Consider the following 15,164-nt stretch of genomic DNA (forward strand, 5'->3'; position numbering starts at 1 on the left):
ATGACCAGCTCCGCCCCACCCCCCACCGCCCCTCACAACGGCCACCCGGGCAAGACACCCCTGGGTGTCGCCGCGATCGGTTACGCGTTTATGGGGAAGGCCCACTCGAACGCGTGGCGGAATGTGGCCAGCTTCTTTGACGTCCCGGCCTTCGAACAAAAAGTCCTCGTCGGCCGGGACGCAGCTGAGGTTGCCTTCGCTGCTGGAAAGTACGGTTGGGCCGAGTGGGCGACCGATTGGCGGAGCGTGATCAACCGGGACGACATCGACATCGTCGATATTTGCGCCCCGGGCTGGATGCATGCCGAAATCGCTGTTGCCGCGCTGGCCGCCGGCAAACACGTGTTGGTGGAGAAGCCACTGGCCAACAACTTGGCCGAGGCTGAACTCATGACCGCGGCCGCCGTCAATGCCCGCGCCCGGGGTGTGCAGTCCATGATTGGTTTTAACTACCGCCGCGTCCCGGCGCTGGCGTTGGCCCGGGAGCTGATCGCGGAAGGCCGGCTCGGCACCGTCCGGCACGTCCGGGCCGCCTACCTTCAGGACTGGCTCTCCGATGCCGAATCCCCCATGACCTGGCGGCTCCGGAAGGAAACCGCCGGCTCCGGGGCTCTGGGCGACATCGCCTCCCACGCCATCGACCAAATCCAGCACCTCACCGGACAAACTATCCTGGAATCATCCGGCGTCCTGAGAACCTTCGTGACCCGCCGTCCGGGACCGGACGGCCCGGAAGAAGTTACAGTCGACGACGCCGTGTGGGGGACTTTCTGGCTCACCGGTGACATGGGTGCCTCCGTCGAAGCATCACGGGTCGCGACCGGCCAGAAAAACTCCTTGCAGATCGAGATCTACGGAACGGGAGGATCTTTGATGTTTGACCTGGAAAACCTCAACGAACTCATGTTCCTGGACGCCACAGCACCGGTCAGGGAGCAGGGCTTCCGCCGGATCCTGGTCAACGAACCCGAACACCTGTACATGGGCGCGTGGTGGCCCCAGGGTCACGTCATCGGTTGGGAACACACTTTCACGCACCAGATCCGGGACTTCCTGACCGCGATCGCCTCGGGCGAGGCGCCGTCGCCGTCGTTCGAAGAAGGCCTCCAAGTCCAACGCGTGCTCGCCGCCGTTGAAACATCAGCAAATAACCAGAGCACCATCACAGTCGTCGAGGACGCATCCCTCTTTACTGAAGGAGCCTGACATGCCCCGCCCGTACACCCTGTTCACCGGCCAGTGGGCCGACCTCCCGTTCGAGGAAGTCGCGCGCCTTGCCTCAGGCTGGGGCTATGACGGCCTGGAAATCGCCGTCTCCGGAGACCACCTGGACGCCTGGCGCTGGGATGAGCCCGGCTACGTCGAGTCCAAACTCGCCATCCTGGAAAAGTACAACCTCAAGGTGTGGGCCATCTCCAACCACCTCAAAGGCCAGGCCGTCTGCGATGACCCCATTGACTTCCGCCATGAAGCCATCGTGGGATCGCGCGTGTGGGGTGACGGCGAGCCCGAAGGCGTCCGGCAACGCGCCGCCGAAGAAATGAAACACACCGCCCGCCTGGCTCGCGCGCTGGGAGTGGACACCGTCGTCGGGTTCACCGGTTCCTCCATCTGGCAGTACGTGGCCATGTTCCCGCCCGTCCCCGAAAAGGTCATCGACGCCGGCTACCAGGACTTCGCCGACCGCTGGAACCCCATCCTGGACGTCTTCGATGAATGCGGTGTCCGCTTCGCCCACGAAGTGCACCCCTCCGAGATCGCCTACGACTACTGGACCACCGTCCGGACCCTCGAAGCGATCGGCCACCGGCCCGCGTTCGGCCTGAACTGGGATCCCTCGCACTTCATGTGGCAAGGCATTGACCCTGTCTCCTTCATCTGGGACTTCAAGGACCGGATCTACCATGTGGACTGCAAGGACACCAAGCTCCGGCCCACTGGCCGGAACACCGTGATGGGCTCCCACCTGCCCTGGGGCGATCCCCGCCGGGGCTGGGACTTCGTCTCGGCCGGACGCGGCGACGTGCCCTGGGAATCCTCCTTCCGGGCCCTCGCCGCGATCGGCTACACCGGACCCATTTCCGTGGAATGGGAAGACGCTGGCATGGACCGCCTGCACGGCGCCCCCGAAGCCCTCGCCGCCCTGAAGAAGTTCGACTTCCCTGCCTCGCAGACCTCCTTCGACGCCGCCTTCAGCAGCAAAGACTAACCGTGTCTGGTTCTCTGGAAGTGTGACGAGTTCGGCCGGCGCGACAGACGCCTCCAACGTAGTCGTTTGTCACGTCGTGGACTCGGGTTGTTTCTTTGAGAACCCGGCCTTGGAAGGATCCTGCGTGACGATCTCGTTCGCAGGCCATCACACTCCAACTGAGAAGCCGCGTTTCCGTGCCTTCGGTGGAGTGCGATGTTTGGGCCATGATCGTGAGCGATGAATGGGCACCGCTCCCTTTACCGGGCGGTGACCCTCTCCGGAGTGAAAAGTGCCGGCAGGCTCTCCACGGTCCACTACCGGCTCTTCCTGAACGGACACGGGGATCCCGTGATGAAACCAAGGCATCGAGAACGAATAATTGCGGCACCTCAACGAACTCTGAAGGCCTACTTAGGCGAGAGTCCCGCCGTCCGATCATCACTCCAACGAGACGGCCAGGCCCGGACCACGCCCGGTCCTGGCCCGGCCGTCTCTATGCACCTGGATTGTGTTGGAAGGTAGCAGGGCCCCAGCAGGTGCATATGCGGGCAATCGCTGCCGACGTACTCAGCATCGGAGGCGACCGAGGAGCCAGAATAATTCCTCACCCACGCCGACATAACCCCCGAACCGGCAAACCATGACGCCAGCCGGACTGTCAAAGCAGCCTTGGCGTGGGAGTACAAGCCGCCCAAAGATGGTGGTTGCCGATCTTGCTGCCGGACTGGGCAGAGCGCGATGGGCAGGTGTTTCCGAAGGCAGGGACACCGGCTTGGGCAACGGGCTGTAGCCTGGACGCTCCTATCTCTACGCCAGACATAACCGACCCCGCCGGACTGCCCAGGCGTACATGGACTGGGCCGGCGCGAAGGTCATCCGCTGCTACCTGAATGCAGCCTCACGTATCATCGTGCGCGGGGCGGGCACATCCGCAGCTTTGACGGAGGTCGGGTAATGGGAATCTTCATCGGTGACAGCAAGAATTCGAATGCCGCCAAAGCCGCCTTGAACATCTCCTGGGCGGTCGACGAAGTCATTAACCCGCCCTCAGGAGAAGTGGAACACTTTCAAATAGACGGTGGGCCACGGAGTAGCCATCGACACGGGCAAAGCCATACTCATCCACGGTGAGAACGACATCGTCGCCGTCGGCGCCGCCCCGAATGTGGCCGCGAACCCAGCGAGATTCGGAACGGAAAGACCATCAACATTTCCGCCGCCGTCTACAACCACCTCAACGACGCGTCAAGTTTTTCCAACAAAGACGACATGTAAACGGCCATGGGCACCCAAATCTACGGCAACAAGACAGGCAAGTACTACGGCTCCTCCTACGGGTGGAAACCATGATCCATTGGCTGGCTGGACGCTGACCAAGCGCACCGCTGGCTCGTCCGTAATGGCATCCTGGACCCGGGGCAGCCTGCCGATGCCTTCTTCCCACTGGCACTCTACGGGCGCTCCATCCGCGAGCACGCGAGCGAACTCGTCACCGAGATGAGGAGCCGGGGCTGGGCTATCGAGTTCGTCCAGGAGCGGGCCACGTCGCTTCATCCGGCCGGGACCTCGGGCTACCTTGTTGGTGCGGGCACACGCAGGGAGTCGGCGGCTCCGTGCTCGGAGATCCGTTCGGACTCAACACGCACAAGGGATACATTTTCGACCCGTACCCCACCTTTGAGCGGCTCGCTGGCATTCCTTCGGACGCCGCTGTCGGGATCCTCGGAACCGGACTGACCGCGGTCGACGTCGCGGTCTCCCTCAAGGCCAACGGCCATACCGGACCCGTGAGCCTGTGCTCGCGCTCAGGCGTCCTGCCGTTCGGGCGCCGCCCCGGCCTGGATTGGTCGCCTGAGCACCTAACCGCCCGGGCTGCTACCTATGCCTCCTCGCCGGGTTCCCTTCGCCTGGGCGACCTCGAGCAGCTTTTCGGCAATGAGGTCCGGGCCATGGGAGACCGACCCAATGGCCTTTTCCATCGGCCGCACATTTCTGAACCGATGTCGTGGCTCCGCTGGCAACTGGGGCATCCACACGGCCCAGATGACTTGGAAGCATATTTTCCAGAAGTGTGCACCCCACCCATTGGGAGATTTTTGGTTCGCCCTCCACCCCGACGACAAGCACAAGATCATGGGTTCCCCCAATGGGGTGCGGGACATCATGAAACGCTGCAGTCCAATGCCCGCGGCAAACGCCGGAAAGATCCTAGCCATGCTGGAATCCGGCCAGGCGCACCTGAAAGCAGGCCTTCGGTCGGTGCAGCCCTCACGGGGCGGTTTCGACCTCCATTTTGATGCGGGCCAGGCGCGAGCGGACTTCATTGTCAACGCCGTGACACCAGCCAGCTACGGGATCCCCCGGCGCACAGGAACTAGTAGACTGCGCCGTCGGCAATGGTCTTGCAAAACGGCACATTTACGGCGGCCTGGAGATCGCAGGGACCTCCGGTGAGGTCTTGGGCCGCCACGGATCGGACCGACTCTACGCCCTGGGCGACCTTACCCGAGGCGCGTTCTTCTTCACCTTCGGCATGCCAGCGCTCGTGCGTCGCAGCACTGACATCGCCGACGCCATCAGGGAAGACGCCAACTATGCGACCCATCGAATCACCAACGTCCCCTTCAAAGCAACCGCCGATGTTCCCGCCCCTTCCTGACCTCGCAGAAACGAAGCCCGTGATCGATCCGGACCTTGTGCACACCCTGCCGTCGAAACCTTCCAGCCCGGACAGGGGCCACTTCCGGTGCTATCGGATCCGGGCGAGCGGCAAAAGCCATCGGTGGCGTCCCGCCTCGATAGCACAGAGTGGCACTGATCGGAGGGATCCTCAGGACAGTCAAGGAGGGCCTAGAGCCGGCAGCCGGGCACGCACGACCCCACTGCGCGCGGCACTATCGAGAACTTCCTGCCCTACTCGGCACGTGGAAGTACATTCGCTCACGGAACCCTAGGTAGAAGGCGCTCAGCGCAGCCTTTGAGGGTTGGCCAGAAGCTGGTTGCCGATTCTGGATGGAGCTTTTGGTGGCTCACCAGATGCCGCCCGGAACGGGCCCACTCCACTAGTCCGGAACTCAGAGTTCATCCTGACGGGCCATTGCTTGCTGCGCCGGTACAGGGTGGCCCTGCTCCACCCGACCAGCTGGTCTGCTTGCTCAGCCGTGCGGCCCTTGGCCCGTTCCTGCTCCACAATCTCCTGCTGGCCGACGGTAACTGATGGATCCACCACGGGCCGGCCGAACCTGGTCCCGTTGCCTTTGGCGGCAATGCCGGCGTTGACGCGTTCGGTGATCAGCTCGCGTTAATAATGCCAGGGTCCAGCATGTTCAGCAGCAACCGCCCCGTCGACGTCGCAGGGTCGATGCCGTCCGAGATCGAACGGAGCGCCACTCCCCTGCCCTGCAGCAAGTTCACCGTGTTCAACACAGCATCAGGGAGCGCCCCAGACGGTCCACCTTCCACACCACCAAGGCGTTTCCCGCTTCGACGTATTCAAGTAGATTCCTCATCTCCGGCCGGTCCACAGCTCTGCTCCCTGAAGTGACATCGGAGAATAGGTCGCGTTTCTGCACCCCGACCGGCAGCACGCCGTCCAGCTGCAACTGCGAATCCTGGAACGCAGTATTAGCCCTCGTATACCCAAGTAACCTCATCCTGCCCCTACTGTCTCAACAAACCCAACACCCAACGTAGGTAACGTAGGTAAGGCATCTTGCGACGGATGACTTATCGAGACAAGACGAAGCGCGATATCCCAGCTCCAACGGTCCCGAACTGCCGGAGCGCGCGAATATCTCGTTAACCTTTAGCTTTTCGCAGCAGATTCATCAGACTGAGTCGTCCGCGTGGCCGCCTGTTCTAACAAAGGATCAGTAACGGGGGCGGTGCCGCCAGCTCTCAGCTGCCGGCACCGTCTGGCTACTGCTTCGCCTCGTCACGTTCCAGTCTGCTGAAACACACAACTGCTGTCTAACTGATATCAGATCGATAGCATCTGAAGGATTTCTATTCGTAGCTATCCCTGACTTGCTCAAGCCCTATCCTCAAGGCACGCAAGGCCATGGGATGCTTCTTTCGGCCTTCCAGTGTTGCCACGGTAGATAGAAGTTCAACAAGGTCAAGATCATTGTCGAACCGAAGCAACATCGTCCTGGGATGCTCCTTGTCCCTTAGGTCACTCAGTTCTGGCGTAACGCTGGGTCGAATGGGAGTTACGCGTTCACTTTTGACAGCCGGTGTCGACAGAAGTGGTTCTGCTGCATTACCAAATGCCTCGATTGCTGCATCCCGCTCCCGTTCAGACGCTGACCGTTTCTTGAGCGCCATCAGCCAATCAGCTCCTCTACCAATCCTCGGATTTCTCGGGCGGCCTTCGGATTCTTCCATTCAACGACGCCCAAGCCCTCCCCTACTACGTCCCGATAGGCCTTGCGCTCGTAAAGCACGGTCGTCAGCGGCTCAATATTTGGGTAGTCAGCGAGGTATTCCCGCGCATCAGCGCTTTCGGACTCGAAAGCATTCGTCGATACACGAGTCAATGCTCCACGAACGCGCAGGGAGGGATTGAAGTCGCGAGCGGTTTCGATGAGTCGATCGACGGTCTCCAACGTGTCCAGATCAAACTGGCTAGATTGCGTAAGGATCAACAACTGATGCGCTGCCGTCATAGCGGTTCGCATCTCCTTACTGTCCTTGCCGGCAACATCTACCAGCACCACCTCGTAGCTCGAATCGAGTTCTCGCAATGTTTCGTGAAGACTCCCCAGCTTTTCAACGACAAAAATGCGTGGTTCATGGCCGGCCTCTTCACGATCGACCGCCCAGCGAGCCGTTGACCGTTGCCGGTCACCATCCACCACAGCCACTCGCAGCCCACGTTTGGCAAGCTCCACGGCGAGGTTAGTGACAACGGTGGACTTACCCACGCCGCCCTTTTCGCTTCCAACAACAATGATCATGATGCTCAGGTTAGTGGACTATGGCTATCGAACTACTACCGACACGCTACTTGTTTGATATCAGTTGCAAAGTGATATCAAACAAGTAGCAATGCCCGGCATGCTTGTAGTCCAGGGCAGCGCAATCCGGACCAAAAAGGACTGAAGGTGTGGAATTGATTGCATATTGCTAGCACTATCAAAGTGCTATTTAAGTAGTAGCAACCTCGCCTCGCCTACCCATCCTCTGGAGCAACGCGCTCTGGAGGCAGGGTAGTGCTTGCATACTGCTATCACTTTCAAAGTACTAGCAGTATGCAAGCACTCCGCAATCACGAATCTCCCGATGGAGCGCCCCGTCCAGTTAGGGGGCAGTTCGCTTTATGCCCCCATCGGGAGGCGCGATCCCAGCCTGCACAAGAGAGTCAAAGGTAGCAATTTGATACTGATATCAAACTGATATCAGTATCTGCTTCAGTCTACTAACACCGCGTCGTTTAGGGCTCGATATGAGACACTCAGTTTCGAACCGCTAGCAATTTAATATCAGTTTCGAACCGCTAGCAAACCGCTATTGGTTCCGAATCTCACAGCTGTCGACCCACAGAGGCCAACCTCTACCAATGTTTGATACTGCTATCAAAGCACTATCTTTTGGAGGATCGATGTCTCCTTATGTGAGGATTGGAATGTCAGGGTTTCCTGACACGTATAGCAGATGAAGCGCCCTGGTTATCGAGAGGCTTTCACATAGACAGGTTGGAACTATGCCTTGGGACGTGCTGGATGGAATCCACGAAGGATGGTTGAGCGCAGTTATCCCCGATGGGCGGACCTCAACCGACGTCAGAGCAGGCGGCGTTCATGTTCAAGGACTCACCGGGGCGTATCCACGTCATCCACTGATGCCTAACCATGAAATTGTCCCGGATGACCAGGTCATGGGTTGGCAAGCTGTCTGTGCCTGCGGTTGGACCGGGCCTCTCTGGGAACGTGTTCAGACGCCCAAGGAAGTGAGCATCTCGAAGCGACAGGCATTCGTGCCCTTTCTCGGTGACGCAGTGCCTTCGGTCGCCGTGGAGGAGGCCATAGGCAAAGAGTGGTCCGGGCACGCAGTGCCCGCTGCTGCCGTTGCTGAGTTGGAATCGGCATACCGTGCCCTGAAGAATGCGGAGTCTCGCATAAGCAGGGGAGTCAAGTCGGCACGATTAGCGGGCGTGTCATGGGCACGTATAGGTGCCACCCAGGGGATTAGCCGGCAGTCAGCCCACGAGCGCTGGAATTCCTAGCTACAAAAGTGCGCCCCTATCCCCGGCTGGTGGCGATATTAACCTGCGGAAAACCGATTTAGGCACAAAATGTCATTGGCCCAGCAAAGCCTTAGGCAGCAACGTGCCAAAGCCCAAGGTGATCATCTGGTGGTAACCAGTAGCCCTCGATTTCTGCATCGTACAGGTCAGGTTCGTTTATCAGCGTTTCGCGGAACCGGTCGAGGTAGGCGTGCCAGGCCGCACGTTCCTGGCGATTGCGGCTGATGTGCTCAAGGTAATCGTCCAGAACACCGAGTCGGGCGGCGAGCAAATGCAGGTTAGCGGTGGTGGTCGTCCAAGTGCGTCCTTGGCGTTGAATCATGCCCAGGGCTTCCATCTCTGCCAAGGCTGCTGAGCATGTGTTGCGGCTGATGCCAGTTGCTCGTACGAGGTCTGCGGTGGCGGGGGAGTGGCGGCCCCGTTCGATGGCTTCGTAAACCAGTGCTGTAGCGTCGCTCAGCGCGCGGAATACCGGACGGATGGCATGGATTTTCCCTTTCCGCCAAGTCAGTTCACGTGCCAGTTGCTTGTACGGGTCGGGGAGCTGAATGAGGTAGACGTCGGCGGCTTTGTGGCGTGCGTCAGCGATCTTGGTCAGGATCCCGTCGGAAGCCGAAACCAGGACGGGCAGGAGCCGTGCGATAGTGACGTGGTGCTTACCCATCGCTGCGGCCAGGGTACGGCAACCGACGTCTAGGATGTCTGTTTCCTTCGCCCTCATATAACCCAATAGCCCGCGAATGAGCAGCCGAAGGCTAAGGCCTTGCCGCCCCTTGGCTTGAAGTCTGTGGTCGAGGACCGCGTAGAGGACATTTTCCAGATCATTCACAAGCTGGTGCACGCCGGCTGTGCTGAGGGTTCCCTCCCCCCCTGTGGTTAATGTGTGGCTTGTGTTGTTAATAAGGGCATTCTTTTCCCCGTGTTTTCGGGGCAGTTGTTTGAGCGGTGCTTGGGTGGAGGTAAAAGCTTGGGCTTTGGACCACTCGTGCGGCAACAGCCGGGCTTGGCGTTCCGGAGACCCGTAGAGGGCTGCCAGGCCGGGGAACTGGCCGGCGAGTTCGTTCTCAACGTTCTGCAGGGACCAGCCACAGGCGCTGAAGTGATTTAGCACGGCCATCCGAGCCTCGGACGGGCTCTTATACCGCGCCGTGTCATAAAGGCCGGTGCGGGCGACCCTGCGCAGCGGTGCCTCACTGCCAGGAGTCAGAGGCAGTGGCAGGACCCCGGTGCGCTGCGTAGCGACGATCTTGGCGGCACGGGCTTTGAGTGCACGTTTCCGGGTCAGCTCCGGCGCCAGCGCAGCACGCAGCTCCACCACTACGGCGGCCGGGTTGCGGCGACGCAAGATGTCGTACGCCCGGGACAGGGGAGTGATCAGGGTCTGGTGGCCACCGGACTTATGTACCGACCCGGGGACACGGATACACCCATCGGTGATGTTTTGGTGCGGACTCGGGTCAAGACTCGTCGCAGTAAACGCCAGCGCTTCCACTAGCTCCCTAGCCTCGGCAGCGTCCATGCGCTCTGCCAATGGGATATAAAGGTGCCGGCCACCGGTGGGGGAGAAATCCTCAACAAATAACACCCCGCACGCCGACAATAACCGACCCACCTTTGAGGCATCGGCGTCGACAACGCCCTTCACGGCTTTGGAAGTGTCAAAGTCCAGGCAAAGCGTGGCAACACTGCCATCCGCGCCATGCACCATCACCGCTGCGGGATGCCCCGGAAGCGACCGCGTGATCTTCGGCGCGTTCTTCGGTCGTGGGTACTGGAACCTCTGCCCAACCCAACGCCCCAAACGGTACGATGGCGCACCCGCAATCAACGGAGCGAGACTCCAAGCCTGCTCCGGGGACGATTTTGTCGCGACACTCGGTTGTGGGTGCGTTGACGCCAAAACGGCATCCGGTACCATAGACAGCAACAGCCTCTCTTTGAGGGTATGGAAAATCCACCCACCAGGGTGGATGTTCTACAAGTTCAGATCTGATCCCGCCAAGAACTGGATCTGAACAAATACTTAGATGAAGGCCCGCTTATGCGGGCCTTCAGTTTTTAACTAGCCTTCGCGATAGGCAATGTCTCCTGTATGTGCTCGGCGCGAAACTTCTCCAGGTCGATGGAGTCTATGTGGGCAGCAACTAGGGGGGTTAGGTAATCCACTGCGTTGCAGTCAAGAATCTCTAGAATGTCGCGCAGTTTTTCGGCGCGAGTGATGTCCGGTTTGACATTGAATGTATGCCGTGGGCCCTTAGACGGGCGTCCACCCTGTGCGAGCTTTCGGAGTGCCATAGTGCTATCTAATCGGTTTTTGTTATCGAAACCCCTGATAGCGGTGGGCGTGTCGCGCCCTTTGTTGAGTGGAATGTTCCACAGCTCACATCCCCATGGGATGGTTGCGGACGATTTCCCAAGGTTTAGCTGGAAACGATCGGTGACTAAGTCGAGGATTCCAATGCTTCCTGGCTGAAGGGTCCTTTCACAGCTGGTGGTTGCGCGGTTTTCACGGGCACCGTCTGCGATATCACTACCTTCCATGAGGTGGGTTGGCAAGGGAGGGCGCTTCAGTGGCGCGTTCCTCTCAATGAGCTGGGGCGTGCGGTATCCCATGTGTGAATCACCCTAATCCGGCTTCCGAGAACCTGTAGTGAAACAGGGGCGTGTTGCGGCGGCATCGCCTTGAGTCCCCAAGAAATCAAGTACGCGACAGCCTACATACATGCTCCGCACATGCACAACTCACTGCCTGTACCCTTCGGAGGGCATCAGGTAACATTTTGTGTCAGCTGCGCCTGCTCTGTGTAGCGGTGATACCTAAGCAGCTGACCTTGGCTGAAGGAGCTTGAACGATGGCAAATGGGGGCCGCAGCGTGTTTCTTACGCAACAACAGAAGAAAGAGCGCCTTGCCGATCGCATGGGCATCCTGGTGGATATCTGGGAGTCCGACAACAACACGGCGCTCACTTACCCTCATGTGGAAGAAGCACTTTCGGGCCACGGAATCCATCTGTCGCGAACACGGTGGTCGTATTTGATCAATGGCACTGGCAGCCTGGTAACCGACCAAGAGCTCCTGAAGGGCATCGCAGAATACGTTTTTGCCGTGCCGGCCAGTTATCTCCTTGACCTCAACAGTGAGACTCCGCCTGAGGTAGAAGCGCGGATGGAGTTCCTTGTGCAGATGCGCAAGCTCAAGGTGAAGAACTTCGCCGCGAGAAATCTGGGCGTGACTTCGCCGGAAACACTGAGGACGATCACGAGGATTATCGATGCGTCGATGAACGGCGAGAATGAATGACTCTGCCTCCGGTTCAGGACAAGGTTCGGGAGTTGTGCGGTACCGGCACGACGTCGATGAAGGAAGTCGTCGAACGCTTGACCGTGATCTGCGAGAAGCCGATCAACCTCATCGAGTTCAAGGAAGATTGGGGAGCGTTGACGGCTTTCAAAGCCGAATTTGAAGATCGCATAAACGTCTACTTCCCCCCGCAAAAATCGCAGCAATACAAACTTCACTGCATATATCACGAGCTCGGACACATCTACTTGGAGAACCTCCGGATTGCCTTGGCCCTGCCGGATCTTTCTGAAGAGATGCTGAGGGAAACCGCGGACGCCATCAGTGTCACCTGCCGTTCCGTCCCGAATCATCCTGTCGAACGGTGGGTGGAGGATTTCGCTTTCGAGATGTCGAAGAAGACCCGTTCACGCAGCTCGTCCGACCCTGAACCGTTCCTCTGATAGCCATGAAACTGTTGCTCTTTGCGCTGCTGACTGCCCTATGCCTCCTTCGTATCCCCTCAGTGGTCAAGGTGGCGGAATCCCGGGCCTCGTGGGTGGCATCGATGTTCGGCCTCGCGGCGCTCTATGTCCTGGGAACGGTCACACCGCTGGAGGACATTGACCGCTACCTCGGTGGTGTCAACGTGACAAATCTGCTTCAGGCCATCTTCGCGCTGCTGGCCATCTTCTTCTTCAACGACAGCGTGCGGCGTTTAGCGAACGTGCCCATTGTCAGATGGACCTACTACGCACCGTTGCTGAGCATCCCCGTCATGGTTGTCAGCTTCGCCCTGATTGAGGACAAAGCTCCAACGGCTGCTGACTTCATTGATATCCGCATGGACCAGCTCGCAACTGCCGTATACAGCGGCACATACATGCTCGCGTTGTTGTTCACCGTGCTCAGGATCATCTACATGCTTCGGCACAAGGCGAAGGGCCTGTACGCAACATTCTCAGTCGGCCTGCTGGTGGTTGCGGTGGCTGTTTCATGCCATATTACGTACGTGGTGCTGTTCCATTTCTCGCCCTGGGACGTCTTGGCCCGAGAGATCGGATCTTGGTTTGACCGCCTTTTCTATGTCGGCCTCTCAGTGACAGCGGCAGGGTGGCTGATTCTTTTCCTGTCAAAGCAGCTCCCGAGACTGCGCCTCTGGATGATCGATGCTCTTTGGCTGACCGCGCTGAGGATGCGGGTTAATGCAGATCGGTCACGAGTCAGTCCGGCATGGGATCTCTTCAACGAGACGCTCGAAAATGGCGTCTATAGAAGCCTTATTGTGCTGCACAACTACGAGCGGGTGAACATGATGGACTTCCCGGAATCCGTGCAGGGCAGGATCAGCCAGATTGAGGCCAAGCTCGACGCGCGGACCTAGCCATCTTCGCTCAAGATCGTCTTGCTGATCCAACCCGCGAGTTCCTTTGTGAAGGTAGAAGGCGACGCATTCCACTCCTGGGTGTGGTGAGCCTCAGGGAGCGAAATCAAGGTGACGGTGTCCGGATTCGCACGTTGGAACGCGGCCGATATCTCCCAGGGCACCTCTTGGTCTGCCGTGGAGTGCAAGACCAGGGTGGGGACTGCCACCCGGTTAGGCATGTCCACCCAGTCGAGTGCATCGAAATCGAGCGGTTCCTCCAGCCCGAGCACCTTGGCAAATGAGGGAGCCTGCAACAGGCGCATAACAAGGCTGGCACCAATCGCCGGCACCCCTGCCCGCACCGCCCCTGCTGCGATGGCCTTACGCCAGCTCGTGACAGGACCTACCAGGACAAGCCCTACGATCCGGTCCCGGTGCACGCTGCGCTCTGCTGTGAGCAGGGCAATGGTTCCGCCCATTGACCAGCCGGAGAGAATAATGCGCTTGGCTCCATGAGCTACGGCATAGGACACGGCGCTTTCCACGTCACGCCATTCTGTTTGCCCAAGGTGGCTCGATTCGCCCTGTGGTGGGCTGACCTCCAAGTCGCTGCGAAATGTAGGGACCAAGGAGGTGAATCCCAAGGAACTGAATGCGTGGACGTCTCGGAACATGATCGAGCGGTCGGTCCAACTGCCATGGATATGGATCACCCATACGTCCGTGTTCTCAGATTCGAATAGCCATGCAGGCGCCGCACCGTAGTCCGTGGGGACGTCCACCTCTTCGTATAGTCCTCCGACAGCGGAGGGCTCGAAAAACACGTCCGGGGTCCAATCGACGATTGGCCCCAAACGCCCCGTCGCGGACCCAAGAGGATCAATCCGCCGTTCTACATACTTTTGATCCTCATTGATCAGCGTGACCTCACCGACTCGCGTGTACTTCTGTGTCGAGGGGTCGAACACCCCGAAGTCGCCAGGAGCCTTTGTGTAGTCATCCAGATCAATGCGGATTCGTCGTCCGTCTCCGGTCAACACTGCCTGACGGTAATCCTTTGGGCCCCGCTTGACGATCTTGCGAGCCATGATGACCGCGAACCCGGACAGCCCGGCCACCGGCACAACGAACGCCAGGCCGGCCAGAATGCGCCGAGTTGTCAGCATTAAGTCTTTATCCTCCAGCGTCGATCAGGGCAGAACAACTGAACCCCAGACATCGTAACGTCCCTTCGCTACCCAATACAGGCATAAACCATGCCCACTACAGGCGTTGCACATGTTCACCGCCTGCATGTAACGTGCTTAGGGAATCAAGAAGGTATTGCTCTTTGACAAAGCTTGTTATGAACGGCGGCCGCTCATCTGCCGCGGAGGTAGTTGACATAGGCAGGAAGCATCTCGAACTCTACGGCGTCGATGTTGGCTTCGTATTTCACGCGCTTGCCGTGCCGTTGGCCCGCGGGAAAGTCGGCCGTAACGGCGCCGGTCGCTTCCAGGGCTTCCAGGTGATGCTGGAGGCTGGGCCGCGTCAGCTTCTTCTTGTCGCCCAGGACGATTCCCTTGAGGATTTCGCCCGTGGTGCAGGGGCCGTTCTGGTGCAGGTAACGCAGGATGGCCGCGTGGGCTCGGTTTCCGAGAACTTCTATGGCTGCCTCAACCTCCTGCGGATGATTGGGCTGGATGAGGCGCGGCATGCGTCTATCTTGCCCGATTATCTGGATAGCTCTGAGTCGCAGAACAAAGTGTATCGCTAAATGATGCACTTTGAGCTACAGTCAAATTGTAGGCCCTGTTTGAAAGAAGCGGCCCGACGGTAACCGAAGGTCGGCACTTGCAAGGCGGAGGCCGCCTCGGGCCGTTGCCAAGCATGGCAAGCGGCCATTGGAGAATTGCCCGCTGGTCCATCGAATGGAAATTTGTCGGTGGGTGCCGGGAGATGTAGAAGCAGTGCCCAAGGGGGAGGGACAGGAATGAAGGATCAATGGTCGTTGGAGACACCTCGGCTGAAAGGTAGCAACCCGCTTAAGCCAGCGTCCCCGGACCGTGAAGCCTTCCGTTCCTGGATGGTTGCACTTGC

11 protein-coding genes and 2 pseudogenes are annotated in these 15,164 nt (G+C 59.2%); 6 read left to right on the plus strand and 7 right to left on the minus strand.

Going from position 1 to position 15,164, the window contains the following annotated elements; all coding sequences use genetic code 11:
* The 3 genes and pseudogenes from J2Y41_RS19005 to J2Y41_RS23150 form a co-directional block, all read left to right on the plus strand.
* Entirely contained in the window at positions 1-1,206 is a 1,206-nt protein-coding gene (locus J2Y41_RS19005) for a Gfo/Idh/MocA family oxidoreductase (RefSeq protein ID WP_309930787.1), read from the plus strand.
* A 1-nt stretch (position 1,207) separates the two neighbouring features.
* Positions 1,208-2,209 (plus strand): sugar phosphate isomerase/epimerase family protein, encoded by a 1,002-nt coding sequence (locus J2Y41_RS19010; protein WP_309930789.1) that lies wholly within the window; start codon positions 1,208-1,210, stop codon positions 2,207-2,209.
* 1,389 nt (positions 2,210-3,598) lie between these two features.
* A pseudogene (locus tag J2Y41_RS23150) lies at positions 3,599-3,733 on the plus strand (hypothetical protein); the annotation flags it as partial.
* Positions 3,734-3,762: 29 nt separating this feature from the next.
* Here the strand turns inward: J2Y41_RS23150 and J2Y41_RS19015 are convergent.
* The 5 genes and pseudogenes from J2Y41_RS19015 to J2Y41_RS19035 form a co-directional block, all read right to left on the minus strand.
* Positions 3,763-3,969, minus strand: coding sequence for a hypothetical protein (locus J2Y41_RS19015; protein WP_309930791.1), 207 nt, complete (start codon positions 3,967-3,969; stop codon positions 3,763-3,765).
* 596 nt (positions 3,970-4,565) lie between these two features.
* A complete protein-coding gene (locus J2Y41_RS19020; protein ID WP_309930793.1) occupies positions 4,566-4,796 on the minus strand; it encodes a hypothetical protein in 231 nt (76 codons plus the stop codon).
* A 495-nt stretch (positions 4,797-5,291) separates the two neighbouring features.
* Positions 5,292-5,844 (minus strand): annotated as a pseudogene (locus tag J2Y41_RS19025) (recombinase family protein); the annotation flags it as partial.
* 672 nt (positions 5,845-6,516) lie between these two features.
* A complete protein-coding gene (locus J2Y41_RS19030) occupies positions 6,517-7,149 on the minus strand; it encodes an AAA family ATPase (RefSeq protein WP_309930795.1) in 633 nt (210 codons plus the stop codon).
* Between the two features lie 1,359 nt (positions 7,150-8,508).
* Positions 8,509-9,957: a hypothetical protein gene (locus J2Y41_RS19035; RefSeq protein WP_309930797.1), complete on the minus strand. Its 1,449-nt coding sequence runs from the start codon at positions 9,955-9,957 to the stop codon at positions 8,509-8,511.
* Positions 9,958-11,290: 1,333 nt separating this feature from the next.
* Here J2Y41_RS19035 and J2Y41_RS19040 point away from each other — a divergent pair.
* The 3 genes from J2Y41_RS19040 to J2Y41_RS19050 are packed head-to-tail and all read left to right on the plus strand — an operon-like array spanning position 11,291 to position 13,103.
* Positions 11,291-11,740, plus strand: a complete 450-nt coding sequence (locus J2Y41_RS19040; RefSeq protein ID WP_309930799.1) for a hypothetical protein — start codon at positions 11,291-11,293, stop codon at positions 11,738-11,740.
* On the plus strand, positions 11,737-12,183 hold the full coding sequence (locus J2Y41_RS19045) for a hypothetical protein (RefSeq protein ID WP_309930801.1): 447 nt from the start codon (positions 11,737-11,739) through the stop codon (positions 12,181-12,183). Before J2Y41_RS19040 ends, J2Y41_RS19045 begins: the two co-directional genes overlap by 4 nt.
* A 5-nt stretch (positions 12,184-12,188) precedes the next feature.
* Positions 12,189-13,103: a hypothetical protein gene (locus J2Y41_RS19050; RefSeq protein ID WP_309930803.1), complete on the plus strand. Its 915-nt coding sequence runs from the start codon at positions 12,189-12,191 to the stop codon at positions 13,101-13,103.
* On the opposite strand, the gene J2Y41_RS19055 is transcribed toward J2Y41_RS19050, so the two are convergent.
* Positions 13,100-14,251: an alpha/beta fold hydrolase gene (locus tag J2Y41_RS19055; RefSeq protein ID WP_309930805.1), complete on the minus strand. Its 1,152-nt coding sequence runs from the start codon at positions 14,249-14,251 to the stop codon at positions 13,100-13,102. The two genes, J2Y41_RS19050 and J2Y41_RS19055, sit on opposite strands and share 4 nt — an antisense overlap.
* A gap of 194 nt (positions 14,252-14,445) precedes the next feature.
* Positions 14,446-14,781: a helix-turn-helix transcriptional regulator gene (locus J2Y41_RS19060; RefSeq protein ID WP_309930807.1), complete on the minus strand. Its 336-nt coding sequence runs from the start codon at positions 14,779-14,781 to the stop codon at positions 14,446-14,448.
* Positions 14,782-15,164 lie beyond the last annotated feature (383 nt).

The sequence above is a fragment of the Arthrobacter sp. 1088 genome, assembly GCF_031455315.1.
Classification (GTDB): Bacteria; Actinomycetota; Actinomycetes; order Actinomycetales; family Micrococcaceae; genus Arthrobacter.

Coding starts and splice junctions, on each gene's coding strand:
- J2Y41_RS19035 (WP_309930797.1), bottom strand. CDS start 9,957: ATGGACGCTGCCGAGGCTAGGGAGCTAGTGGAAGCGCTGGCGTTTACT.
- J2Y41_RS19005 (WP_309930787.1), top strand. CDS start 1: ATGACCAGCTCCGCCCCACCCCCCACCGCCCCTCACAACGGCCACCCG.
- J2Y41_RS19040 (WP_309930799.1), top strand. CDS start 11,291: ATGGCAAATGGGGGCCGCAGCGTGTTTCTTACGCAACAACAGAAGAAA.
- J2Y41_RS19060 (WP_309930807.1), bottom strand. CDS start 14,781: ATGCCGCGCCTCATCCAGCCCAATCATCCGCAGGAGGTTGAGGCAGCC.
- J2Y41_RS19045 (WP_309930801.1), top strand. CDS start 11,737: ATGACTCTGCCTCCGGTTCAGGACAAGGTTCGGGAGTTGTGCGGTACC.
- J2Y41_RS19030 (WP_309930795.1), bottom strand. CDS start 7,149: ATGATCATTGTTGTTGGAAGCGAAAAGGGCGGCGTGGGTAAGTCCACC.
- J2Y41_RS19050 (WP_309930803.1), top strand. CDS start 12,189: ATGAAACTGTTGCTCTTTGCGCTGCTGACTGCCCTATGCCTCCTTCGT.
- J2Y41_RS19015 (WP_309930791.1), bottom strand. CDS start 3,969: ATGGCCGTTGGCCTTGAGGGAGACCGCGACGTCGACCGCGGTCAGTCC.
- J2Y41_RS19020 (WP_309930793.1), bottom strand. CDS start 4,796: ATGGGTCGCATAGTTGGCGTCTTCCCTGATGGCGTCGGCGATGTCAGT.
- J2Y41_RS19010 (WP_309930789.1), top strand. CDS start 1,208: ATGCCCCGCCCGTACACCCTGTTCACCGGCCAGTGGGCCGACCTCCCG.
- J2Y41_RS19055 (WP_309930805.1), bottom strand. CDS start 14,251: ATGCTGACAACTCGGCGCATTCTGGCCGGCCTGGCGTTCGTTGTGCCG.